Genomic DNA, 22762 nt, shown 5'->3' on the forward strand with positions numbered 1-22762 from the left:
TGTCAATCCCTTAACTTAATGACATTGTCTATATGGGCAGGCCTATTTTTTCTGCCAGATGTTATAATGAAAGCGAGGTGAAACTGATGAAATATAAAGCCGCGATTTTTGACATGGACGGCACAATCTTAGACACGAGCACCGACTTAACAAGTGCATTGAACTACGCGTTTGAACAAACCGGCCACCGGCATGACTTTACCGTTGAAGACATCAAGAACTTCTTTGGCAGCGGGGTCGTGGTGGCGGTCACCCGGGCCCTGGCCTATGAAGCTGGCAGCAGCCGGGAAAGTCTGGTCGCCTTTGGCACCAAGGATGAACAGATCCCAGAAGCCGTTACCCAAGCAGAAGTTAACCGGGTCCTGGAAGTTTTCAAGCCTTATTACGCTGACCATTGCCAGATTAAGACTGGTCCCTTCCCAGGCATCTTGGATTTGATGAAAAATCTCCGGCAAAAAGGCGTCAAGCTGGCTGTCGTTTCCAACAAGCCAAATGAAGCCGTCCAGGTCCTGGTCGAAGAACTTTTCCCGGGCAGCTTCGACTTTGCCTTGGGTGAAAGAAGCGGGATCCGCCGCAAACCAGCTCCGGACATGACTAGTGAGTGCGTCAAGGTCTTGGGCGTGCCAAGAGACAAGTGCGTCTACATCGGCGACTCTGAAATTGACATCCAAACCGCGCGGAATTCTGAAATGGACGAAATCGCGGTAAATTGGGGCTTTAGAAGCGTGCCATTTTTGCAAAAACACGGGGCAACTGTGATCGTGGATACAGCTGAAAAGCTGGAAGAAGCAATCTTAGGTGAATAAGATGGAAATCAAGTTTGAAGAAGAGCAAAAGCGGGCCGCGGTATATGATGACGGCAAGCTGATTGGCCAGTGCGTATATGAAGATAAGGGTGATCACTGGATCATCACAACGACTAAGGTAGATCCAGCCTATGGCGGACAAGGCCTGGGCCGGAAGTTGGTTGATACCGTTGCTTCTGCTGCCCGGGAGAAGAGGGCCAGACTGCGGGCGACTTGTTCTTACGCGGCTAAGGTCTTAACCAAGCCGGGCTATGAGGATTTACGGTAATCGAAAGAGCATCCCCTCCGCGAATTTGCGGGGCAGGGATGCTCTTTTGCTTTAAGATGGTATAATTTTAACTTGAATCCAGATTGAAGGGGAAGAAAGCGTGAATCTTGTCAAAAAAGTCCTAAAATCTAGGCCAGCCATCGCCTTTGCGGCCAGCTTCCTGGTCACCATGCTGATCTTCGCGGCCTTCGGCTACGCGCCATTTGGCCTCAAGTCGGTTGCCGGGGCGGATGCCAATATCCAGTACCTCGATCTCTTTGCTTACTCTTTTCACTCTTCAAGCTGGTCGACAGCTACTGGTCCCGCTACTCTTATCTCGGCATCTTTATCTTGATCTTCATGGCCGGGATCTTCTTCAGCCAGGCGTCAACAAGATCTAGTTAACCTACACAATCCTGAAGCTGAAACTGGGAAGCTTGATCAGCGGGCTTGCCGCTTCGGTTTTGCTCCTAGTGGCTTTTTGGCCAAAAATTAGGCAAAGAAGCAGGAAATGAGCGACTAAACGAAAAAAGGCTGCCAGAAGGCAGTCTTTTAGTGTGTTTACAGATACTTTTGCGCGTCAAGGGCAGCGTTTCTGCCGGAGTAAAAGGCGTAGCCAGCGCAGGTACCAGGCATGTTCGGGCCGTAAGTGTCGCCGGTTAAGCCGCTGGCGTCGTTGCCGGCCGCGTAAAGACCAGGAATTACCTTGCCCTTTTCGTCTTCAACTTCATTGTTGACGTTGACCTTTAAACCGCCCATGGTGCAGAAGGCGCCGATATTCAGCTTGAAGGCGTAGAATGGGCCTTTTTCAACAGCAACCAGGTAGTCAGCATCCTTGCCGAAGTCTTCGTCTTCACCCTTAGCGGCAAAGCCGTTGTAGCGAGAAATGGTTTCAGTCAATTGGTCCTTTGGCAGGCCAGCCTTTTCAGCCAGTTCTTCAATCGTGTCCGCTTTAAAGATGAATGGTTTCTTGTCAGCAACCGCTTGGTCGATTTCAGCGGCCAGCTTGTCCATCTTGTCGCCGCGTTCAACGTAAACGCCCAGACCCATGTAGTTGCCGTCCTTAGCCATCTTTTCAATCACGCCGGTGTCCAAAATGCTGTAGACTTCATTTTGGGTGTAGAGAGCATTGCCAGCGTAGCTGAAGTTGTAAATGACGGATTCGTCAACGAAGCGTTCACCATCTTCATTGACCCAGAGAAGGGGTTGCTGGCCGGCAGCGACGTTCATCTGGCTGGACATCATCTTGAAGTAAGGCTGATCTGGGTCATCCAAGTAGCCGCCAAAGAGCATGGCCATGCCGGTGCCGTACTTGCGTCCCCCAACGCTCCAGCCCAGGCGAAGGCCGTCACCAGTACCCTTGCCGCTTGAAACAGGGATCATCCGGCTCAAGTCGTAGTCAGTTCCTTCGGCCATCATTTCCTTGTTGTTGAGGTAACCGCCAGCTGCCAGAACGACAACCTTGGTCGTAACGTCTTCAGTAGTACCGTCAGCTTCATTTCTAAGCGTGATGGTCTTGCTGCCGTCTTCGTTCAGCTTCAAGGCAACAGCCGCGGTAGAAGTTAAAAGTTCCCCGCCCAGCTTGAGGAATTTCGGTTCCAGAGCCTTGTGGATGGCGCCGTAGCCGAAGCCTTCGTAGATGTGCCAAGTTGCTTCCCCGGCCCCCATGGCTTGCACGCGTTCAAAAACAACGCCTTCGTTGGCCAGCCATTGAACGTTTTCTGCGCTGGTGTCAACGTACTTGCGCCAGATTCTGGAGTCAGCCTCGTACTTAGAATATTCGACTTCTTCCTTCAAAACGTCAGTACCGGAGACTTCGATCCCTTTTTCCTTTTGCAGGTAGGAGCCAACGGCGAAGATCCCTTCACTGTAGTTGGCGCTACCGCCGGTAGTGCGGCCTTTTTCCAATAAGAGGACGCTGGCGCCGTTTTCCTGGGCAGTCAAGGCAGCGGCTTGACCTGCCGCACCCGAACCAACAACTACTACATCATACTTGTCTTTAGCTGCAATTGTCATTATTTTCTCCTTACAAAAACTACTTAAGATTACTTACACTTGAAACTATAAGGGATTTAGGGTTAGAGTAATAGAGAGTAAACGGTTGCACAGGCGAAGCAGATAGTTCGGGCAGATTTTAGAAAAGGTGAGACGATGGATTTTGAAAAGCTGAAGATGTTCTGCAAGGTAGTTGAAGAGGGCAGCTTTCAGAAGGCGGCGGAGAGTGAGTTTGTCTCGCAAAGGGCGGTATCGCAGATGATGAAGAAGCTGGAGGATGAGCTGGGGCTGAAGCTCTTTGACCGAGAGAAGAACAAGATTTTTGTCACCCCGGTAGGCCGGGACTTTTACATATATGTCAGGAATATGCTGCAGAAGTTTAGCGTGAACGTTAGTGCTTTGCGCTACGAGTCAACGACCAAGCAACGGCTGATTTGCGGCTATTTTTCGCCATTTGACGGGGCCTTGCTGCGGGAGAAGCTGTACGGCTTCTTAGATAAAAAGATGCAGCTGAGCATAGTGCATGAAAGTATCGATCACTTGCTGAGCGATATAGCCAATGGCCTGGTGGTTACTGAGCCGGATTTAGCCAGTGCAGACGTGTATGAAAATGAAATGATCATGGGCGTCAGCGATTTGAATCCGCTTAGCAAGCTGGAGGAATTTCCCCTTACGGAGATTGGCAACCTGCCGGTTTTGTATTATATGCCGGAGGAGAATTCGAATTACCTGCGGCAGGCTTTTTTGTCGACCTTGCCAGAGGAATGTCAAGCCAGCTGCGCGCATATTTCCAACATTGAGCAGATGCAGATGCTGGTTTCCTTGAACAAGGCGGTGGCTTTTTATCCTAAGGGATTATTTGAGTATGTGCTGACGGACAGGGAGCATATAAGATATTTACCATTGGCGGGGATGCAGGAGAGGAGCCGGTACAAGATCAAGGTCATTTATAATCCGCATAGCGACAAGCTTTCACTGATTAAGAAGCTGCTTGCCAGCTTTGAGTAATCGTGGGGTAAAAGCTATTTGACAAATATAGCGTTTAGGGCAAAAATTAAAGTGTGTAATGATCTAATAATATGTGAGAGGACAAAATTATGGGTAAAAAGCTGAAAGCCATCAGTAAGGTTTCTGTTGCCCTGGCTCTTTTGGGCGCTGCTGTACCTACAGTAGAAGCTGCTCCAACTGCCATGGCTGCAAAGAAGGCTACCAAGAAGGCTAAGAAGTCTACAAAGAAGAGTACTAAAAAGGCAAAGAAGGCCAAAAAGAGTACCAAAAAGAAGGCAACTAAGAAAGTAGCTAAGAAGAAAGCTTCTAAGAAGCCGGTGAAGAAGGTTGCTAAAAAGAAGGCAGTAAAGAAGACAAACGCGCAAAAATACACGCCAAAGGCTAAGAGCGTAACTGTCAAGGCTGGCAGCAAGCTTTCAGCCAAGAGTATCATCACTAACGCCAGCAAGTTGCCAGCTAAGGCTAAGTATGCTTTTTCACCAAAGCCAAACTTGAAGAAGGCTGGCACTTATACGGTCAGCGTGATCGTGACTTATCCTGACAAGTCAAAAGACAAGGTCAAGAATGTCAAGATCAAGGCAACCGCGAAGAAGGCGGCTTATAATCCAGCTAAGGCTACTTATGAAAAGTACAAGAAGCAAGCTGCAGAGCTTGGTTCATTAGAAGCTGCGCAAAACGACTTGAGCCAAAAGAAGGCGGCTTTAGATAGTGCCAACCAGGCTTATATGGATGCTGTAACTAGCTACAATAACAAGGTTTCCGCTACTAAAGCAAGTTATGATGAGGCTTCAAGTGCCTATGATGCAGCTGGCTATGATTTTATTATGAGCAAGGCAACGGCTAATTTTTACCAAGACTCAAAAGCTGGCATGGCAAACGTTGCTGTATTGGCCGGCTACGTTAATGGACTGGATGATTCAGTTAAGAGTTTTCTGTCGACAAGCAATTTAAAGAAAGATGTTACTTTGATCAAAGAGCTGAACAGTCTCCGAGCATTGGACAACAATTTTTCCAATCATAATGCTCTAGGGGTCGACTATGATCTCATGATCTATGCAAGCATCTCTGGTTTTATCTCAGATAGCACGATGAATCATACATATTTTAGGAACGCTCCTACTGAAGTGTATGCTTCCCGTGCTGAGAATTTGGCTTGGGGCTACAGTGATCCATTAACTGGTTGGTACACTGAAGAAAAGGCGATTTATGATGCTCACGGCAGTGGTGTGACTGGTCACTATACGAACTGCATGGGCGATTATGAGTATGTTGGTTTGGTTCTTGATCAAAGTACGGGAACAAGTGCGGCAGATTTTGGCAGAGGAAAGATTTTAACTAGCGAATCGGGGACGCAAGTGAGTGTTGAGGAATTTGAAGCTGCTCTCAATAGTTATGTTGCTTCTTATGAGTCGACTATGAACACGGCAAAGGCTGCTTATGAACAAATCAAGGCTGATAAGTCAGAGGTCAATGTTGCGCAAGGAAATGTAACCAGCAGTAAAAAGACCTATGATGCGGCTAATGCTAAGGTAAAAAAGCTCAAGGCAGTCAACCAGCAATTAGCAAAGGCTTATACGGCTTATCAGAAGTCTTTAAAAGTCGCACACAAGAAGAAATAATAGTGGTGTAATGAGTGTAGCAAATTAGTTAAGCTTGTTAAAGTATGATCCCGATATGTATACCCGGGATCATACTTTTTGTTTTTTCTAGATATTTTCTGAATTGGCTATAATTGGCGCTGTGATAAGCTTTAATGGCTAATAAAATCGTCCGAAATAAACAGATGATCGTTTTGCAAAAAACTAATTTGATAAATACAGCATTTAGGACAAAAAGTGAGGTGTGTAATGATCTAATAATATGTGAGAGGACAAAATTATACAGTTTTCAAGTTTCTTTTTAGCTAAGGCTTCTACATTACCTAAGGGTACTGTATATACTTCCATGGTTCTTTGAGATCTAGATATACATTGGATCCAGGGAAATATGAAGACTACTTGACTATTAAGTTCCCAGACGGTGGTCGCTACGACACCGACAACTTCATTGTCAATGTCAAATAAGCCCAATAATCCAGTCCACTTTCGGACTGGATTATTTTTGTCCCTCGAATTCTAGCTCATCACATTTCCTCACCAAATCGGGTAAAATAGTCTTAGACGCAATAACGTATTTTACAAAAAGGGGGAGCATGACCATGCAAAAATCAGCAATCACTAAACTCAAGAAAATCGGCCTGTCAGAAGAGTCGATAGATTTCCTTCTCCAGTTCTATACCGGCGCGGTTAATGCATACGGGATCATCTCCCTTGAAGACCTGTACGGTTTGTACAAAGACATCAAAAGGCAGAACCATGACTACCCGGAAATCACATTTGACCAATTCCTCACTTTCGGCGAAGTCACAGGCAGTAAATTGCTTGAGCATTACGCTATTTTCAGTCCAGAAATCATAAACAAGTACTTCAATGATTCTGGCATCCCCTTAACCAGCCCACTATTGGTTCATGAAAGTGTCGCCTGGAAAGAAGACAGTATTCATGAAATCTGGTACCTCTACATGGACCTCTGCGAATTCAGCAGCAAGTTCTACTTAACTCCTGATGACCTCCGCGACTTTGCCGAGCACCAAGAAACAGCCGACGACCGGGCTTTCCAAAAAATTCTGGCAGAGCTGAAGGCCTTTGGCAAACCGCTTGATCAGGTGGAAAGTCAGATCTATCCAAACGACACTGGCATAAACGAAATCACCAAGTTAGTGACCTATGCCTACCAAACCAGCCCAGGTAATTTGGAGGCAGCTTCTGAAGAATTTGAAAATCTCTCCCTATTCTACCGCCTTGACTACGGCAAGCACACATTCCAAGAAATCTGCACCTTGATGAAGCGGGCACTTTACGACCTCCCTTGCTGGGGCCTTGGCGGCTATACATATGGAAAGATGATGGGGATCCCTAAGGAAGACATCACAGAGAATGATTTTTTCGACGATTCTTTTTATAAAGATGATAACGACCTTTTCGATTTAGATGAAGACGATGTCTTAACTGATCACCTTCAGCAACTTGGCCAGGCGCTTTTAGACTTAGCTAGTGATACCCACCCACACGCCGCAATGCGCAAAAAAGCCAGCTACCCAAAGCGCCTGCTCGACAAGACCATGAAGAAGCGGTATGCAGATGCCGGCTTTGATACCGATAAGCTGGACTTCTTGCACAAATTCTTCCAAGCAGCCGTCAACCTCTACGGTGTAATAGAACTCGTTGACCTCGCTCAGATTTACGAAGATATTAAAGACAAAAATCATTACCCTGACATCAGCGACGATGAATTCATCGATTTTGCTGAACTGGTTCGCCGGGAAAAAGTGCCTTACTATGTTTTTGAACAGCATGAGCTTTTTAAAAACGGGATCGACTTAGAATTTGAACGGATACTTGTGGATGCAGACCTGCTGGGTCCAGATGGCTTAAAATCACTGGAAGGCGTCTACAATGTCTACTTTAGCGAGTACGCGAATGTATACTGGGAGCCGGAAGATATGCTGGCTTATACCGGTCACCAGCAGGAGAAGGAAGAGCTGGACATGCTAGCCTACTTTACCCAATTAGGGAGCAGGGATGCCAAGATTGTCAGCCTGGAAAGCAAAGACTTGGCCAGAAAGATCGTTGACCACTTCCTCTGGACTAGCAAGAGTGGCTTCCAGGAAGCTGACCCAATTCCTAAAGAGGAGTTCCGCCAGCTGCTGGCTAATGGCGGCAAAACGCTTAACAAAGAAATTGAAGATAATGTTTTAGAACTGATCCGCAACTATGACAAGAACCGGCACGTCTATGTCCTTAAGGGCTGGACGACTGATGAATGGAATTCCAATCTAGACATCCATGGTGAGCAAGTACAAAGAGCCAAAGCCATGCAGGCCATTTTAGACATGATCAAAAAGAGCAAAGATCCAGAATAAGCTTGCTCCAGTCCTGGCTACCTGACTCCAAGGTAGTCAAGGGCTTCAACACGACTTTTGCCGCAACTCTGCAAAGCGGAAAAATTGGCGACCTGCCAACCACGGTTCTTCTGGCTAGCGATGACCAGGAAGCGAAGGTGACCATCAAGGGAGAGCCCTTTGCGGGTATTTGACGCCGGCGCCTTGAAGCGGGCAAGAGAACTGGAAGCAACTGGTTTCCTGCAAATGACCCTGGTGGCTAGCGAACAAATCGCCTGGACTGCGGCTTCGGCATCGTTGAATAAATGAAACTGCTTAGCTGATTTTGTCAATTTTTCCTCAAAAAATAAAATACCCGCTGACTTGTTTTTAGCAAGCTGGCGGGTATTTTTTAGTCCAGGCCCCAGGCATGGATGAGCAGGTTTAAGATTACAGTCAAAATAACAAGGAGAATCAAGCTGATCGAGTAGACCTTCGTGCTAGTCTTGCTGCCGGACCAGAAATCCTTGAAGCTGATCTTCTCGTCAGTGATGAAATAGTCAGTGAAGATAATGCTGATGCCAATTAAAAGATCCATGGCCATGGTAGAAAAGGTGAGCAGCAAGGATGGCTCAAAGTCCGCTGAAAAGTAACTGGCAATTGTAAGAAACAGATAGATTGCGTTTGGAATTAACATGAAAGTGTTGGTCCAATACATAAAGCGCCGGCGTTTTGGCCAGAATTGGTCAATATCTGTTCCGCCGGTCAAAAGCTTTCGGGTATTGGCCAGTAAGGCCAGGCAGGTGATGGCTAAAAGCAGGCCGATGATGGAAATAATAGTAAAAACAATATGCATATTTAACTCCTCATATTATTAACAGAATTTCTGAATTATCGAAAAATCAGTCAGCTGGCTTAACTGCCTTCTTGTGCAGGTAGTAAAGCCCGGCTAAGTCGGCCAGGGCCCAGCCGATTGGGATGCTGGCCCAAATTCCGATATAGCCGATTGACGGAACCACGGACAAGAGGTAGGCCAAAAGAACCCGGGTACATAAGGAAAAGATCGTCAAAACAACAGAGATCATTGGCTCATCAATTGCCCGGAAGTAGCCATAGAACATAAATAAGAAACCAATCAAGGCATAGAAGCTGCCTTCGATCCGCAAGTAGCCAATACCGATCTGAATTACTTCCGGGTCACTGCTAAAGAGGGCCAGCAAGGGCTTGGCCCAAAAGACAACCAGACTGCTGATGACCAGGCAGAAGGCCAGAATCCACCAGCTGGCCTGCCGGTTTCCTTGCTTGATCCGGTCTGCCTGCTGGGCACCATAGTTTTGCGCGACGAAGGTGAAATAGGCATTGCCAAAATCCTGGACAGGCGAGTAAGCCAGGGTATCGATCTTAACGGCTGAGCTAAATGCAGCCATGACATTAACGCCAAAAGAATTAATCCGGCCCTGCACCATGAGGATGCCCATGCCCATGCCCAGGTTCATGATCGATTGCTGCAGGGCTGTCAAGCCGGCTAAAGATAGGATGCTCTTACTGATAGCTTGGTCGTAGACCATGGCCGTTTTTTTAAAACAGAGCTGGGGAAAATGCCGCCAGGCATAGATGGTTAAACATAGGCCAGCAAAGTACTGGGAAATGACGGTGGCTAAGGCTGAGACAAAAAGGCTCCGCAGCCCATGCTGAGACCAAGAATGATGGAGGTCAGAAAGATCATTAAGGTATAGGCTGAGCCGACAGCAGCTAAGGCATTTTTACCAATAAAGCGGCCAACGACCAAAGTGTCTGTTAAGTTGTAACACTGCTGGAGAACGTTGCCGGCCATCAGGGGCAGGGCAAATTTGACCAGACCAAGGCTGATGCGGCCAGAGGTCAGATCAATGGTAGATTTGTTTTTGGACATGGATTACTCTCAGATTACTTTTTCGACAAAAAATCCCTGCTATAGCAGGGAGGGCAATTAAGGAGACGGGAAGAAATTGATCAGGCCGGCAAAGGCAGTGATCACGACAACTGCGATGAGCCAAAACTGCTGCCTCTTCTTCAGACTCTTGAAATAGGCCCACAGGCTCTTGTATCTGGCATCTGTTAAGAAGTCATCGCAGAAGATGACGAATTCCAGCAATAGATTGCCGGCAAAAAGGAGGAGGGCGGTCAAGGCAGTGGCGGAAAAAGCTGAGCTCCAGTAGTTCCACAAGTAGACCATGTTGAGCAGAATTTGGATTGCAAAGGCAGAAAGGGTTAGCTTGGAGAAATTGTCGTAAGGTGCAGCTGCTTCTTTGCTGCCAGTAGCCAATTTCTTTCTGGCTTTCAGCAAAATGACCAGGTCGACCAACAATATAGCCAAACTGCCCCCAACTAAAAGAAAAAATACTGTAGTCATAGTTTCCTCCAGAGTGTGTAAAATTACTATATGAATTATAGCATTTATCAGCTGGTAAAAAGTACTGGCCGCATACTCCTAGAAAGGAAATAACTGGTCAAGTTCCGCGAAAGTCGGGTAGGGCGGCAGGCCGGTTAATTTGGCGGAGATGAAGGGGACAAACAGAGAAGAAACATAGATGACAAGCCAAGTCTGGTCTGACTTGTCAAAATAGCTCCAATAATCTTTGATAGTAAAAGATTCTGCTTCGTCATCAAAAAGATTTGTGTACAAGCGGGCATCGAATAAGATCAGCAACTCAAAAATTGATAAGATAAATTGCGTCTGGGTGTTGAATTCAAAATAGCTGTAGGTCAAATTGATGAGAGTGATCAATTCAGCCGCGATCATCAGCAAGCTGAGCTCCAGCTGGATCAGGAGCAGGCATAGCTCAGTGATTAAAGCAGGGATGCTGTCGCCCACCAGGCCATTTCTCCAAGCTTGCGGCAGGGTAAGCAGCTTGCTGATAGTGCCGGCCGTTTGGGCGCCACCAATAACGAAATAGAAATGACTGCTTTTCTGGAAAGCTTGAAGAAGCTGGAACAGTTGGGTCTGACCCAGCAGCCTTTGCTGTTTGTCTTGAACTCCCAGTACGTTATCAAGTCGGTTAGCGACACAAAAGATGGCCCAGCCTGGATGAAGAGCTGGAAAAAGCGGGACTGGAAGACGGCTAACGGAAAGCCGGTAGTCAACCAGGAACTCTGGCAGGACATTGACCGGGAGCTGGCCAAGTTAGATAGCTCCAAGCTGAAATTTGCATGGTTAAGAAGCACTGTCAGTGATGCTGGCAGCGACTTTGTTGACAGCTTGCTGATAAAGCGCATGGATGAATGATATGCTATAATCCAATATATTAATGCAAATTTAAGGAGGAACACATGAGCCTATTTCAAGCAAATGACATTAACGCCGGCGTTGAAGAATACCAGAAAACGCCGCGGGCTAAACTGATCGACGTCAGAGAAGAGGATGAGTATGCAGCAGGGCACATCCCGGCCAGCATCAACATCCCCTTGAGCAAGATCGAGTCCGCCCAAGGCGAGATCACAGACCTCGATACCCCGCTCTTTGTCTATTGCCGCAGCGGTAACCGGAGCGGCCAAGCAGTTGCCTGGCTTAAGCAGGCAGGCTACAGGAAAGTCCAAAACATTGGCGGGATTGCCAACTATAGCGGTAAGACTGAATAAAGTACTGATCAAGTATCAAAAAATTAGATAAGAAAAGGACACCCATCACTATTCGTGACAGGTGTCCTTTTTGCATGTTTCTCTTATTCAAAAGCCATCTGGCTGGTGTAGAGCTTGTAGTAGAAGCCGCGCTTCTTGATCAAGTCGGCGTGCGGTCCTTCTTCAATGACTTGGCCGTCCTTTAATACGACAATCTTGTCTGAGTTCAAAATCGTCTTCAAACGGTGGGCGATCACGAAGCTGGTCCGGCCAGCAATCACGTTGTCCATGGCCTTTTGGATCTTTTCTTCCGTAACCGTGTCGACGTTGCTGGTTGCTTCATCCAGGATCAAGAAGGCCGGGTCGACCAGAATGGTTCTGGCAATTGACAAAAGCTGCTTTTGCCCGGTAGAGAAATTGGCCTGGCCATTCTCAATCGGCGTGTCATATTGCTCTGGCAGGGTCATGACAAAGTCGTGCAGCTGAGCTTCCTTAGCTGCGGCAATAACTTCATCCATTGAAGCTTCCGGCTTGCCATAGCGGATGTTGTCAGCTACTGTTCCAGAGAAGAGGACTGAGTCTTGCAAAACGATGCCGACGTTCTGGCGCAGATTCTCCAGCTGCAGGTCCCGGACGTCGACTCCGTCAAAAGTAACTGCCCCGCTGTTTACGTCATAGAAACGGTTGATCAAGTTCATTATCGTCGTCTTACCAGACCCGGTCGGGCCAACAACAGCGACCGACTGCCCCTTAGGCACCTCAATTGATACCCCGTGCAGGATTTCCTTGTCTGGAGTGTAGCCAAAGTGCACATCTTCCAGGCGGACAGCGTCATTTACGCCTGAGATAGTCTTGCCATCTGGCACCGTGTTTTCTTCTTCCTGCTCTTCAACCGTCTCAAGCCGTCTGGCACCGGTCAAGGCGAGCTGCAGCATGGAGTAGATGGAAGTTACTTGAGTCAGCGGCTGGAAGTAAGTCCAGGAATATTCTGTGAAAGTCACGATCAAGCCCAGACCAGCCGCCTGGCTGACTTGCTTGGTCATAATCATGTAAGCGCCAGTGGCGATCACGATCGCGAAGTTCAAGAGGGAGAAGCCGGTAACTAAGGGGTTAAGGATACCAGAGTAGAATTGCCCCTTAAACATGGCTTCCCGCACCTTGGCGTTTTCCTTTTTAAAACCGGCAACTGACTGGTCCCTGAGGCCCTGGGTGATGATCACGTTTTCCCCGTTGAGCTGTTCGTTGATGTAGGCATTAAGCTCACCAACCCGGTCTTGCTGATTGTCCAGGTAGACGCGGGCTTTTTTCATAATGATCCAGCTTAAGAGCAAGATCAAAGGAGTAGTAGCTACAACACTAAGGGCCAGCTTCCAGTTGATGACAAACATAACGATGATCGTGCCGACAAAAAGGAGGGACTGGGAGATGATTTCAAAAAAGGCGTTGTTTAAAGCATTGAAGATGTTGTCCAGGTCACTGTTGAACAAGGACAAGATCTGCCCGTCCTGGTGGGTATCGAAGTAACGGATGGTCATCCGCTGCAGCTTGCCGAAAAGTCCCTTGCGCATGTCGTTGTTGGCGTTAGCGTTAAAGCGGGTCATCATCATCCAGGCAATGTAGGTGGCCACGGAGTTAAAGGCATAAAAGCCGGCCATCCAGGCTAAGGCCTGGTAGAAGACGCCAAGACTGCCGTGCCCCTTAACAAAAGCCGACAAGTTCGTAACCGCCTGCCCCAAAAGGGAGGGAGCGATGACCTGGGCGATGGTCGCGATCAGATAGAAGGCAATTGAAATTAAGATCGGCTTTTTGTAGTTTTTCAGATATTTCGTCAAATAAGTAAGCGACTTTTGCTTGTCTGACATTAAAGTTCCTCCTTTCTTTCCTTGGCTTTCTGGGTTTTATAGATTTCCTGGTAAACCGGGGAAGTTTTGAGCAGTTCCTCGTGGGTGCCTTCAGCAACCAGGCGGCCGTTATCGAGGACCAGGATCTTGTCCGCGTGCATGACAGAAACGATCTTTTCCGCGATCATGATCGTGGTCGTGTCAGGCAGCTGCTTTTCCAGGGCTTCCTGGACCAGCTTTTCGCTTTCTGCGTCCAGGGCGGAAGTTGAGTCATCCAGAATCAAAATCGGGCTGCCGGCGATGATCCCCCGGGCAATAGACAGACGCTGCTTTTGCCCGCCGGATAAGTTGGCACTTCTTTCTTCAACTTCATGGTCAAAAGTTTCATCGTAGCGCTGGATGAATTCGCTGGCCTGGGCCATTTGCGCTGCCCGTTCAAGTTCATATGAAGTAGCATCCTTTTTCCCTTGGCGGAGGTTGTCGGCAATGGTTCCTGAGAAGAGAACAGCCTTTTGCAGAACATAGGAAACCGTCTTTCTGAGGGCCTTCTCATTAACCTGGCGGAGGTCGCTGCCGCCGATCTTGATCTTCCCAGTTGTTGGGTCATAGAGGCGGGCGATCAGCTGGGCCAGGGTCGACTTGCCCGACCCGGTTGCCCCGACGATACCGACCATTTGGCCTGGTGCAACAGCAAAGGAGATGTGCTTTAAGACGGGCTGCTGGCCATCTGGGTAGGTGAAGGAGACGTCATCAAATTCAATTGAACCGCCCAAGGCGTCTTCCGGGGCTTTTTCATTGAAGACAACGTCTGGCTGGGTGTCCATGATTTCCTGGATCCGCCGTAAGGAGACGTTACCCCGGGAAATCTGCATGACGGCCATGCCGACCAGCAGGATGGCAAAGAGCATGGTCAAAACATAGTTGACGTATGGAGTGATGACGGAAACGTCTTGGGGATGCTGGAGAATGCTGGTCCCGATCAAGTAGACCACTAAGCTGATGACCAGGTAGGAGATCAATTGGGCACCAGGCAGGATGGTGGAGAACCAGTAGCCGACCTTGATGTTGACTTCGTTTAATTCGTCAGAATCCTTGTTTAATTTGGCAATTTCCTGGGGACTTTGGTTGAAGGATTTTACCACCCGGACCCCTTGCAAAAATTCCCCGGTCCGGCCGGAGATTTTGTCCATGTACATTTGGAACTTGTCGAACATGGTGGTAATTTGCTTGACTGCCACAACGCCCAGACCCATGATCAAGGCCAGGAGGACGACAACCGCCCACCAGTAGCGGGGGATGGTGACGATGGCCATGATGATTGACCCGATGAGGATCAAAGGCATCCGGATCAGCTGCATGAAGATGGTCATGATCATGTTCATGATTTGCTGCATGTCGTTGATCAAGCGGACACTAAGCGATTCAGAGGAGAATTGCTGCACATTGGCCAGAGAGAAAGTCTGGATCTTGGCATAGGTGTCTTCTCTGAGGTCGCTGACCACGCCCTGGGTGATCCGGGAGGCGTAGTAAACGTTGAGGACCCCGGTAATAATGGATAAAAGGCCCAGGCCGATCAAAATCGCGGTGTCCCGGATGACGGCCTGCTGCTGGTCAGCCAGTAGTTCATTTTGCACCTGCTGGAGCAGGCGGGGCTGGTAGAGGGTGGCAAAAGCTGAAAAGACGATGGTGATCAAAGTCAGGAAAACGTCTTTTTTATATCGCTTGAAGTAAGGCAAGAGAATTTTCATTATTTCTGTTTTTCCTCCTTTAAGTTAGCTATTTCCTTGCTGAGGAGATCAGACCACTCATCCAGAATCTGGCAGGCCAAAGCAGCCCGGTCAAAGCCCAGCTTGTCGATCACCTTTTTCTCGATAGCCAGGATTTCACCTTCTTTTTCCCGGGCATAGGCAAGCCCGGACTCAGTCAAGGCGCAGTACTTGACCCGCTTGTCCTGGTCAGCAGAGCTGATTTCCAGGTAGCCGAGCTCAGCTAGATTGTGGATCCCCTTGCTGATGGATTGCTTGGGGATGCCGCTTCTATAGACGAGCTCTTTTTGTGACAGGCGGGGGTGGGTGAAGAGCTCATATAGAATGATGCTCTCGTACTGGGTGATTCCCATGAGCTTGTCATATTGCTCATACGCGTAAGTCGCCCGGACGCTGGCCAGGGTTACTGATTCTGAAATGCTTTCGTGTTTTTTTAAGTTCATAAAAAGTCTCCTTGTGGACAATACCTAAGATTTTAGTCTCTGTGTAGACTAATGTCAAGAAAAAGGCTGAAAAAATTAAAGTAATTTCTATCCTTGTCAGGCAAACAATAAAAATGCGATAATATTCTTGATATAGGCGCTTACGCTGTCTATGTGTTTGTAAGGTAGAAAGTAAGGAGAAAATAATGAAGATTGTATTGCTTGAGCCACTGGGCATTAGCCAGGAGAGTTTAGACAAGCTGGCGGAAAAATTGACCAAACAGGGGCATGAATTTACGGCTTACGACAGCTTTTCAACGGATACTGAAGAATTGAAGAAGCGGAGCGAGGGCGCGGACGCCTTGATTATCGCCAACCACCCCTTGCCTGGTGAAGTGATCCGGGCAGATAAGAATTTGAAGTTCATCTCAGTTGCCTTTGTCGGGATTGACCATGTTGACCTGGAAGCCTGCAAGGAGAAAAAGATCAAGATCTCCAACACTGGTGGCTATTGCAACGACGCGGTGGCGGAATTGGCCATCGGTTTGACTTTGGACTGCCTCAGAAATATCAGTGCCGGCAATGAGGCTGTGCAAGCTGGTGAGGGCAAGGGCAGACTCCAGGGACATGAACTGGCAGGCAAAACTGTTGGGATTGTTGGTACTGGAGCGATTGGCTGCCGGACAGCAGAGATTTTTAAAGCCTTTGGCTGCAAGCTGATCGGCTATAGCCGTAGTCAAAAGGCGGCCGCCCTTGACCTGGGCCTGGAATACAAGTCACTGGATGAAGTGATGGGGGAGGCAGATATTGTTTCCATTCATACGCCGCTGACTCCGGAAACTAAGGGCTTGATCGGTAAAAAAGAGATCGGAGAGATGAAGGAAGGGGCCATTCTGATCAACACGGCCAGAGGTCCGGTCGTAGATACTGAAGCGTTGGCTGCAGCATTAAAAGAAGGACGGATTAAGGCAGGGCTTGATGTGTTTGACCAGGATCCGCCACTGCCAGCTGATTATCCACTCATCGGAGTTCCGAATTTGGTTTGCAGCCCGCATGTCGGTTTTGATACGAAAGAATCAATTGACAGAAGAGCGGAAATGGCTTTTGAAAACGTGACTGCCTGGCTAAACGGCCAGCAGATCCGGACCATGCTGTAAGATAAATAGATAGATAAAGCGGCCAGTAGCTGGGAAAGATCCAGTTGCTGGCCGTTTTTTCGTATTATTCGCGTCTTGCCGCATCTTGTTACAGTTTTTTTACAAAAAGTTAGTCTACATGTATGCGCTAACAAAGAATGCTGTTTCCAATTCGCATCGTGATTTAGCGCCATATTTAGTTATGGGCGGGTATTACAGCTCAAAGACCGACTTTATCAGGCAGCAGATTAAATGGTTTGATGACTATCATAATCCAGTTATTACTGACAATTATGGCAATATTTCACGATTTGCCTTTAGGGATCCTGATTTAATTGATCGGCAATTGCAGGAAATCAGCGTATATCGCTCTATGACGCAATTGCCATGTTCGGCATCGTCTTGATCATCTACTTTGGCGGCCGCAATGTCCTCCACATCGGCTGGAAGGCCTGGGACCTGGCCAGCTTCACGACTTTCTTAGCCTGCTTTACCAAACTCGCCACCAAAGTCTCCCACGCTGCCAAACTGTTTAACGCTGTCCAAAAAGCCCAAGTCTCCTGGGTCCAGATCAGACCGCTAATGAGCGATCCGATCTATGACCATTACCAAAAGGAAGAGAAAGTAATAAACGACCTCACTTTTGACCATGTGGCGACTTTTTACCACGGCTACCCGGAAACCGCGGTCAAGGACATCAATTTTACCGCCTCCGCTAATGAAATCATCGGTATAACAGGTGAGGTGGCCTGCGGGAAAAGCCTGCAGGGCCATGCCATCTTGCTGATGACCCACTGGGTTGACTGCTTCAGCCAGCTGGACCAGATCATCTATATCCATGACCACCAGGTTTCTGTTGGCAAGCATGACGAACTGCTGAAAAAGAATGCCGGCTATGCCAAGTTGATTGAAGGGGGGTAGCAACATGCGTAATATCGCTAAAAAGGTCATTCATGACCATCCCAAGAGCTTCATCTCTATGGTCCTGCTCATCATCCTAAGCATCATCACTTCGCTTTTGCCGCCCCTGGCTCTGGAGCAGATCGTCAACCACTTGACTGATCAAAAGGAAGTTTCCCTGCTTTTTGCCCTGGCCTACCTAGGCTTGATCGTTTTGTCTGACCTTTTTGCCTCAGCCCAGAATATATCCATTACGATTTTTGGCCAAAAATTGACCCACGGCATGCGGCTCGCCTTGGTGCAAAAGCTGAACACCATCACGACAGGCTACTTGACCAATCACGAGAGCGGGGCAATCGCCTCAGTCTTTGTCAACGACGCCGACATCATCAACATGCCCTTGATCTTGGTCATGACCCGGCATTTCCAGAAGGCCTCCCTGGCTTCCCAGAAGCAAAACCGGGCCGCCATCGCCAAGGTCAACCACCATATCCCCGAAACTCTCCGGGTTCTCTCTATGATCCATATCTTTGAAAAAGAAGACTACATGGAAGACAAGTATGACCAATATATCGAAGAATCCTACCGGGCTCAGAACAAGTCCAACTGGCTGGACAGCGTCTATTCACCAATCATCCTGACCATCGAAGCCGTCGTTATCGGCCTACTGATGATCGGGGCCGCCCAAGGGCAGAAGATGCAGACTTTCTTTGGCATCAATGCCGGCAGCGCCGTGGCCTTGATCGCCTATGTCGGGCAGATTTTTACACCGCTGGAATCAATCGGGATGGAAATCCAAAGCATCCAAGACGCAATGGCCGGGATGAGCCGGATCCAGGACTTTTTAAATGAAACAGACAGAAAGCCGGACATCTACCAAGGAGAAGGGGACTACTTTACTTTTGACCATGTCACCTTCGGCTACCTGCCAGACCAGCCGATCTTGAAGGACTACTCCTTTAAAGTCGCCAAAGGCGAGCACGTGACCTTTGTCGGCCGGACCGGGAAGGGGAAGAGCACGATTTTTAAACTCCTCCTGGGCCTCTACCAGCCGCAAAAAGGGAAGATCCTGCTGGATGGCCATTCGCCAGATGCTCATCCCAAGAATCAGCGCCACTTCCTAGCAATTTGCGAGCAAGGGGTTGCCCTGGTCGACGGGACAGTCAAAGACCAGATCACTTTATATGACGACACGATTACTGCTGAGATGATCGATAAGGCTTTAGCCATGGTTGGCCTAACCGATATCGTCAAAAATCTCCCGCAAGGTTTGAACACGCCGGTAAGTGACATCAACCTCTCGCTGCAGCTCTTGATGATCGCCCGCAGCGTTGTCTGTGACCCGCAGATCTTGCTTTTAGACGAAATGACCGCATCCCTGGACAGGGAAACTGAGGCCAAAGTCCTCAAGGCAATCGATGCCGCCAGCAGCGGGCGGACAGTTCTGTCCATCTCCCACCGCCGCGGGGCCCACGATGGCCGGATCATCAAACTGTAACCGGAATATGCTACAATTAGTCAGAAGAAACAGGTAAAGTTTAGACGCGGAGGTGAGGGAATGGCTGATTTTTCCAAGCTAACAGAGCTGAAGAATAAAATTGACACTTACCGGCCACTATCCAAGTATGAGTAGGAGCTGCTGGACGCGGATGTAAAAATTGATCACGTTTGGTCATCAAATGCGATAGAAGGATCAACTCTTACCCGGCATGAGACTGAGGCGATTCTTAAAAAGGGACTGACCATCCACGGGAAAAGCGTTGCTGAAGTATTGGATACGCTTGACTTGAGTGAAGCCTATGACTACATGATGGACTTGGCCAGCCAGGCCCAGACCTTAACCCAGCTGGATATTCGGAATCTGAACAGGCTATCAATGGCGAAAAGCCGGCCAGAAGATGCTGGTGTCTACCGAAGCGTACCGGTCCGGCCGGCTGGAGCGGAAGTCAATCCGTATGCAGACCCTTGGGATATTGCTGTCAAGATGGCAGAATTGGTTGACTGGGCAACCGAGGCGCAAGACAAGTTGCATCCAGTAGACTACGCTGCCCAGCTGCACTGGCGGTTTGTCATCATTCACCCCTTCATTGATGGAAATGGGCGGACGGCAAGATTGCTGATGAACCTGGCATTGACTGAGCACGGTTATCCAGTTGTCAACATTCAGCCAAATAAGGAGAGCCAGCTGCACTACATGGAAGTTTTGGAAGCGTGTGACAGAGACGGCTCGGCTGACAAATTGACTGATCTCATTGCTGATTACGCTGAAGAAGCCTTGCGGAAGAAGTTGAAAATTTTGGAGCTTAGTGCTAAAAATCATACTGACTCCGGCTACATCATCAGCGAAAGGGAACTGGAAGAGTGGCGGAAAAAGCGAGAACAGGCCAAGCTGTCTGACCAATAACAAAAAACCCCCCTGGCAAGCGCCAGGGGGGGTTATTTCGTTTTAAACTTCTGCAATAGCTTCACTGATCGGCGTCTCGCCGCCAGTCATATTGATCACCTTGCCGTAGGCGTTTTCCTTGTCAAGGATTTGGGCCAAAACCGCGGCAACGTCTGGAATCGGGTTGGCGGCAAACTTTTCAGGCTTAAAGTTAACCTTGCCAGTCCCAGCCTTTTCTTCCAAAGTAGCCGGGGACAGGATTGTGTAGTCCAGCTTGCTGTTATTGATCAGCCACTCGTCAGCAAAGTACTTGGCGATATAGTAGTCAGTCAAGCTGGCAAATTCTGCCTTGCCCTGCCACTTGTCCGGGTCGGCCGCGAAAATTGAGCTCAGCTGGATGTAGCGCTTAACGCCGGCCATTTCAGCCGCCTGGATCAACTTCACCGCCCCAAAGGCATCCGTTTGAAGCAAATCCTTGCCTCTAGAACCTGCCAAAAAATAAACCGCGTCCATCCCAGCTAAAAGCTTAGCTAATTCAGAAACGCTGGCATGCAGGTCAAGGCTGAGGGGAGTGACGCCCGGCAATTTGACGATCGCATCCTTGTGCCGGGAACCCGCGTAGACTTGCTGACCTTGATTAACTAATTCTTGAATAACAGCGGCTGCCACCCGGCCGCTTCCTCCGGCGATAAATACCTTCATTTTTTCTCTCCTTCTTTTTACTGGTTACCCGTAGGATAACATGCAGGAGAAAAATCTCCTAACAATTAGTTAGTTAAGAGCCACTTGTTTGCTTTTGCCCAAAAGATTTCTTGATCTGCTTTAAAAAGCGTTCAGCGATTGGAGAAAAGGTTTGATACTTTTTCCAAACCAAGTATAAGTTGGTCTCCAGTTTTGGCGTCAAGGGGCGGAAGACCATCCCGCTTTCTGGGGATGTATCGACCAGCTTGTCAAAAGAAAGCAGGTAGCCCAAATGTTCTTTAGCAAAAACTGAAGCGTTGTAGACCAGGCCAAAAGAGACTTCCAGGAAGACTTCCAGGCAGCGGTCGACTTTTTGTCAGTTCAAGACAATGTTGACCCGGAAAGAATCGGGATCATCGGCATCTGCGGCTGGGGCGGGATTGCCCTGCAGACAGCAGCGATCGACACTAGAATCAAGGCAACAGTAACTTCTACCATGTATGACTTGTCCAGAGTGACGGGCAACGGCTACTTTGACGCGAATGACAATGAAGAACCCCGCCACAAGATGCGAGTGGCCTTGAATAAGCAGAGAACGGCCGACTTCAAGGCTGGCAGTTATGCCAAGGCCGGCGGGGTGGTTGATCCACTGCTAGAAGACGCGCCGAAATTTGTCAAGGATTACTACGCGTATTACAAGACTCCGCGCGGCTATCACAAGCGCAGCCTTAACTCAAACAGCGGCTGGAACGTAACGGCTGCTACATCCTTGCTGAACACGCGCCTGTTCACTTATACCAATGAAATCAGAAACGCGGTCTTGGTGATCCATGGCGACCAGGCCCACTCCTGCTATATGTCAAAGGATGCCTACACCGACATGATTAAGGATAGCAAGTACACCGACAACAAGGAGCTGCTTTTGATCCCGGGGGCAAGCCACACTGACCTTTACGACCAAAAGAACATCATTCCTTTTGCCAAGATGGGAGCCTTCTTTGACAAGTACTTGAAGTAAGCGGGTAGCAGAATGAAGCTGGAAGATTTTTTAGCGCATGTTAACAGCGGGAAAAGAATTGTTGACCCTTCAGAAGAACTGGAATACTGCTCATATTTGACGCAAGAAGCCTTGAAGGTGACGATGGAGCTGAATAATGCTTATCATACGCCGGAAGAGGTACAGGACTTGTTTGCCAAGCTGACTGGCAGCGAGGTCAACTGGAGTCTGGCACTGGTGCCGCCATTTTATACTGATTGCGGGAAAAATATCCATGTTGGCGACGGGGCTTTGATCGGCCACCACGCTATGATCGCCACTTTGAACCACAAGCAAGATCCAGCCAAAAGAGGGGAGCTGCTGTCAGCAGCGGTTCATATCGGCAAGAGGGTTTGGATTGGCGCGAACGTAACTCTTTTGCCAGGCGTCACGATTGGTGATGGAGCAATTATCGCGGCTGGCGCGGTAGTAACAAAGGATATACCGGCCAGAACAATCGCGGCAGGCGTTCCAGCCTGCGTGGTGAAAGAAATAACTGAATAGAGGAGAGCAGTATTCCTATGAAAGGGGGATGTTGCTTTTTATAATGTATATTTTTTAAAAAACATATTGTTTGTACAGAAAAGATGTATAATTGATTTGATCAACAAAAGTTGACTTTGCTGTATAGTAATTGAAGGGGATGAGAAAAATTGTTTACACAGAAGCAAAAGACGATTGTCTATCGGGTTTTGATGGCAATTTACCTAGTTGCTTTGGGACCAAACTATACTTTTGGCTATGCGACGCAAGACAATCCTACTAACCGCTTTTTCTTGATTGCTAATTTGCTGTCGATTGTCGCACTTATTCTGGCAGCTGTTTGGATTGACCGGCCGAAGCTTTTCAAGGTAGTGTTTGTTATGATGGTGATTGTGGCTATCTTGGCAGTAGTTCAGCTTGTCTTTCCAGGACAGTCAGCTTATGCAAGGTACAGCAACGCTTGGGCAATCATTAATATCATCTGGGCTGTGTTAACCGTACTTTACCAAAAGCAACAGCTTCAGATGAAGAAACACGCTTAG

General features: G+C 48.3%; 24 protein-coding genes and 2 pseudogenes. 16 read left to right on the plus strand and 10 right to left on the minus strand.

Features of this window, described 5'->3' with window-relative positions:
* Nucleotides 1–86 precede the first annotated feature (86 nt).
* The 3 genes from HMPREF3168_RS06360 (at nucleotide 87) to HMPREF3168_RS06370 (ending at nucleotide 1408) form a co-directional block, all read left to right on the plus strand.
* Nucleotides 87–806: an HAD family hydrolase gene (locus HMPREF3168_RS06360; RefSeq protein ID WP_003613044.1), complete on the plus strand. Its 720-nt coding sequence runs from the start codon at nucleotides 87–89 to the stop codon at nucleotides 804–806.
* Nucleotide 807: 1 nt separating this feature from the next.
* The gene (locus HMPREF3168_RS06365) at nucleotides 808–1074 is read left to right on the plus strand and encodes a GNAT family N-acetyltransferase (protein ID WP_003613046.1); all 267 of its coding nucleotides are present in this window, start codon (nucleotides 808–810) and stop codon (nucleotides 1072–1074) included.
* Between the two features lie 100 nt (nucleotides 1075–1174).
* Nucleotides 1175–1408: a hypothetical protein gene (locus tag HMPREF3168_RS06370; protein ID WP_003613056.1), complete on the plus strand. Its 234-nt coding sequence runs from the start codon at nucleotides 1175–1177 to the stop codon at nucleotides 1406–1408.
* A gap of 206 nt (nucleotides 1409–1614) precedes the next feature.
* On the opposite strand, the gene HMPREF3168_RS06375 is transcribed toward HMPREF3168_RS06370, so the two are convergent.
* Nucleotides 1615–3069, minus strand: a complete 1455-nt coding sequence (locus HMPREF3168_RS06375) for a vinyl phenol reductase (RefSeq protein WP_003613049.1) — start codon at nucleotides 3067–3069, stop codon at nucleotides 1615–1617.
* Nucleotides 3070–3204: 135 nt separating this feature from the next.
* On the opposite strand from HMPREF3168_RS06375, the gene HMPREF3168_RS06380 reads away from it, so the two are divergent.
* The 4 genes and pseudogenes from HMPREF3168_RS06380 to HMPREF3168_RS10480 form a co-directional block, all read left to right on the plus strand.
* On the plus strand, nucleotides 3205–4056 hold the full coding sequence (locus HMPREF3168_RS06380) for a LysR family transcriptional regulator (protein ID WP_070489215.1): 852 nt from the start codon (nucleotides 3205–3207) through the stop codon (nucleotides 4054–4056).
* 89 nt (nucleotides 4057–4145) lie between these two features.
* A complete protein-coding gene (locus HMPREF3168_RS06385) occupies nucleotides 4146–5675 on the plus strand; it encodes a Rib/alpha-like domain-containing protein (protein WP_070489217.1) in 1530 nt (509 codons plus the stop codon).
* A 578-nt stretch (nucleotides 5676–6253) separates the two neighbouring features.
* Nucleotides 6254–8017, plus strand: coding sequence for a hypothetical protein (locus tag HMPREF3168_RS06390; RefSeq protein ID WP_070489251.1), 1764 nt, complete (start codon nucleotides 6254–6256; stop codon nucleotides 8015–8017).
* A pseudogene (locus HMPREF3168_RS10480) lies at nucleotides 8008–8305 on the plus strand (diguanylate cyclase); the annotation flags it as partial. The gene HMPREF3168_RS06390 and the pseudogene HMPREF3168_RS10480, both read left to right, overlap by 10 nt.
* Before the next feature lie 82 nt (nucleotides 8306–8387).
* Here the strand turns inward: HMPREF3168_RS10480 and HMPREF3168_RS06400 are convergent.
* From HMPREF3168_RS06400 to HMPREF3168_RS06415, 5 genes are all read right to left on the minus strand, one after another.
* On the minus strand, nucleotides 8388–8831 hold the full coding sequence (locus tag HMPREF3168_RS06400; RefSeq protein WP_070489221.1) for a DUF1751 domain-containing protein: 444 nt from the start codon (nucleotides 8829–8831) through the stop codon (nucleotides 8388–8390).
* A 46-nt stretch (nucleotides 8832–8877) separates the two neighbouring features.
* A complete protein-coding gene (locus HMPREF3168_RS06405; protein WP_083289599.1) occupies nucleotides 8878–9543 on the minus strand; it encodes an MATE family efflux transporter in 666 nt (221 codons plus the stop codon).
* Nucleotides 9544–9632: 89 nt separating this feature from the next.
* The gene (locus tag HMPREF3168_RS09880) at nucleotides 9633–9887 is read right to left on the minus strand and encodes an MATE family efflux transporter (protein WP_083289600.1); all 255 of its coding nucleotides are present in this window, start codon (nucleotides 9885–9887) and stop codon (nucleotides 9633–9635) included.
* Between the two features lie 57 nt (nucleotides 9888–9944).
* The gene (locus tag HMPREF3168_RS06410; RefSeq protein WP_246825697.1) at nucleotides 9945–10367 is read right to left on the minus strand and encodes an ABC transporter ATP-binding protein; all 423 of its coding nucleotides are present in this window, start codon (nucleotides 10365–10367) and stop codon (nucleotides 9945–9947) included.
* A gap of 78 nt (nucleotides 10368–10445) precedes the next feature.
* Nucleotides 10446–10829, minus strand: a complete 384-nt coding sequence (locus tag HMPREF3168_RS06415; protein WP_070489223.1) for a hypothetical protein — start codon at nucleotides 10827–10829, stop codon at nucleotides 10446–10448.
* Between the two features lie 18 nt (nucleotides 10830–10847).
* Here HMPREF3168_RS06415 and HMPREF3168_RS06420 point away from each other — a divergent pair, with 18 nt between their 5' ends.
* Together HMPREF3168_RS06420 and HMPREF3168_RS06425 are read left to right on the plus strand one after the other, a co-directional pair.
* The gene (locus tag HMPREF3168_RS06420) at nucleotides 10848–11240 is read left to right on the plus strand and encodes an RNase H family protein (RefSeq protein ID WP_070489225.1); all 393 of its coding nucleotides are present in this window, start codon (nucleotides 10848–10850) and stop codon (nucleotides 11238–11240) included.
* Between the two features lie 44 nt (nucleotides 11241–11284).
* Complete coding sequence (locus tag HMPREF3168_RS06425; RefSeq protein WP_070489227.1) at nucleotides 11285–11593, plus strand: rhodanese-like domain-containing protein; 309 nt, start codon at nucleotides 11285–11287, stop codon at nucleotides 11591–11593.
* A gap of 83 nt (nucleotides 11594–11676) precedes the next feature.
* Here HMPREF3168_RS06425 and HMPREF3168_RS06430 read toward each other — a convergent pair whose 3' ends face one another.
* From HMPREF3168_RS06430 to HMPREF3168_RS06440, 3 genes are read right to left on the minus strand one after another with little or no spacing between them, the layout of a single operon-like run.
* Entirely contained in the window at nucleotides 11677–13434 is a 1758-nt protein-coding gene (locus HMPREF3168_RS06430) for an ABC transporter ATP-binding protein (RefSeq protein WP_070489230.1), read from the minus strand.
* Complete coding sequence (locus HMPREF3168_RS06435; protein ID WP_070489232.1) at nucleotides 13434–15161, minus strand: ABC transporter ATP-binding protein; 1728 nt, start codon at nucleotides 15159–15161, stop codon at nucleotides 13434–13436. The genes HMPREF3168_RS06430 and HMPREF3168_RS06435 overlap by 1 nt, the downstream gene beginning before the upstream one ends.
* Nucleotides 15161–15622: a MarR family winged helix-turn-helix transcriptional regulator gene (locus tag HMPREF3168_RS06440; protein WP_003612886.1), complete on the minus strand. Its 462-nt coding sequence runs from the start codon at nucleotides 15620–15622 to the stop codon at nucleotides 15161–15163. The genes HMPREF3168_RS06435 and HMPREF3168_RS06440 overlap by 1 nt, the downstream gene beginning before the upstream one ends.
* Before the next feature lie 185 nt (nucleotides 15623–15807).
* Here HMPREF3168_RS06440 and HMPREF3168_RS06445 point away from each other — a divergent pair, with 185 nt between their 5' ends.
* The 4 genes from HMPREF3168_RS06445 (at nucleotide 15808) to HMPREF3168_RS06460 (ending at nucleotide 20041) form a co-directional block, all read left to right on the plus strand.
* Entirely contained in the window at nucleotides 15808–16758 is a 951-nt protein-coding gene (locus HMPREF3168_RS06445; RefSeq protein WP_003612892.1) for a 2-hydroxyacid dehydrogenase, read from the plus strand.
* A 366-nt stretch (nucleotides 16759–17124) separates the two neighbouring features.
* Nucleotides 17125–17658, plus strand: coding sequence for an ABC transporter ATP-binding protein (locus HMPREF3168_RS06450; RefSeq protein ID WP_070489235.1), 534 nt, complete (start codon nucleotides 17125–17127; stop codon nucleotides 17656–17658).
* Nucleotides 17659–17662: 4 nt separating this feature from the next.
* Nucleotides 17663–19135 (plus strand): ABC transporter ATP-binding protein, encoded by a 1473-nt coding sequence (locus HMPREF3168_RS10760; RefSeq protein WP_070489237.1) that lies wholly within the window; start codon nucleotides 17663–17665, stop codon nucleotides 19133–19135.
* A gap of 288 nt (nucleotides 19136–19423) precedes the next feature.
* The gene (locus HMPREF3168_RS06460) at nucleotides 19424–20041 is read left to right on the plus strand and encodes a Fic family protein (protein WP_246825698.1); all 618 of its coding nucleotides are present in this window, start codon (nucleotides 19424–19426) and stop codon (nucleotides 20039–20041) included.
* Nucleotides 20042–20083: 42 nt separating this feature from the next.
* Here HMPREF3168_RS06460 and HMPREF3168_RS06465 read toward each other — a convergent pair whose 3' ends face one another.
* Nucleotides 20084–20722 (minus strand): NAD(P)H-binding protein, encoded by a 639-nt coding sequence (locus HMPREF3168_RS06465; RefSeq protein ID WP_003614588.1) that lies wholly within the window; start codon nucleotides 20720–20722, stop codon nucleotides 20084–20086.
* Between the two features lie 325 nt (nucleotides 20723–21047).
* On the opposite strand from HMPREF3168_RS06465, the pseudogene HMPREF3168_RS06475 reads away from it, so the two are divergent.
* The 3 genes and pseudogenes from HMPREF3168_RS06475 to HMPREF3168_RS06485 all read left to right on the plus strand — a co-directional run.
* Nucleotides 21048–21719: pseudogene (locus HMPREF3168_RS06475) on the plus strand (alpha/beta hydrolase); the annotation flags it as partial.
* Nucleotides 21720–21731: 12 nt separating this feature from the next.
* The gene (locus tag HMPREF3168_RS06480; protein WP_070489239.1) at nucleotides 21732–22241 is read left to right on the plus strand and encodes a DapH/DapD/GlmU-related protein; all 510 of its coding nucleotides are present in this window, start codon (nucleotides 21732–21734) and stop codon (nucleotides 22239–22241) included.
* A gap of 149 nt (nucleotides 22242–22390) precedes the next feature.
* Nucleotides 22391–22762, plus strand: coding sequence for a hypothetical protein (locus HMPREF3168_RS06485; protein ID WP_070489241.1), 372 nt, complete (start codon nucleotides 22391–22393; stop codon nucleotides 22760–22762).

Source organism: Lactobacillus sp. HMSC08B12 (assembly GCF_001808415.1).
Lineage (GTDB): Bacteria > Bacillota > Bacilli > Lactobacillales > Lactobacillaceae > Lactobacillus > Lactobacillus delbrueckii.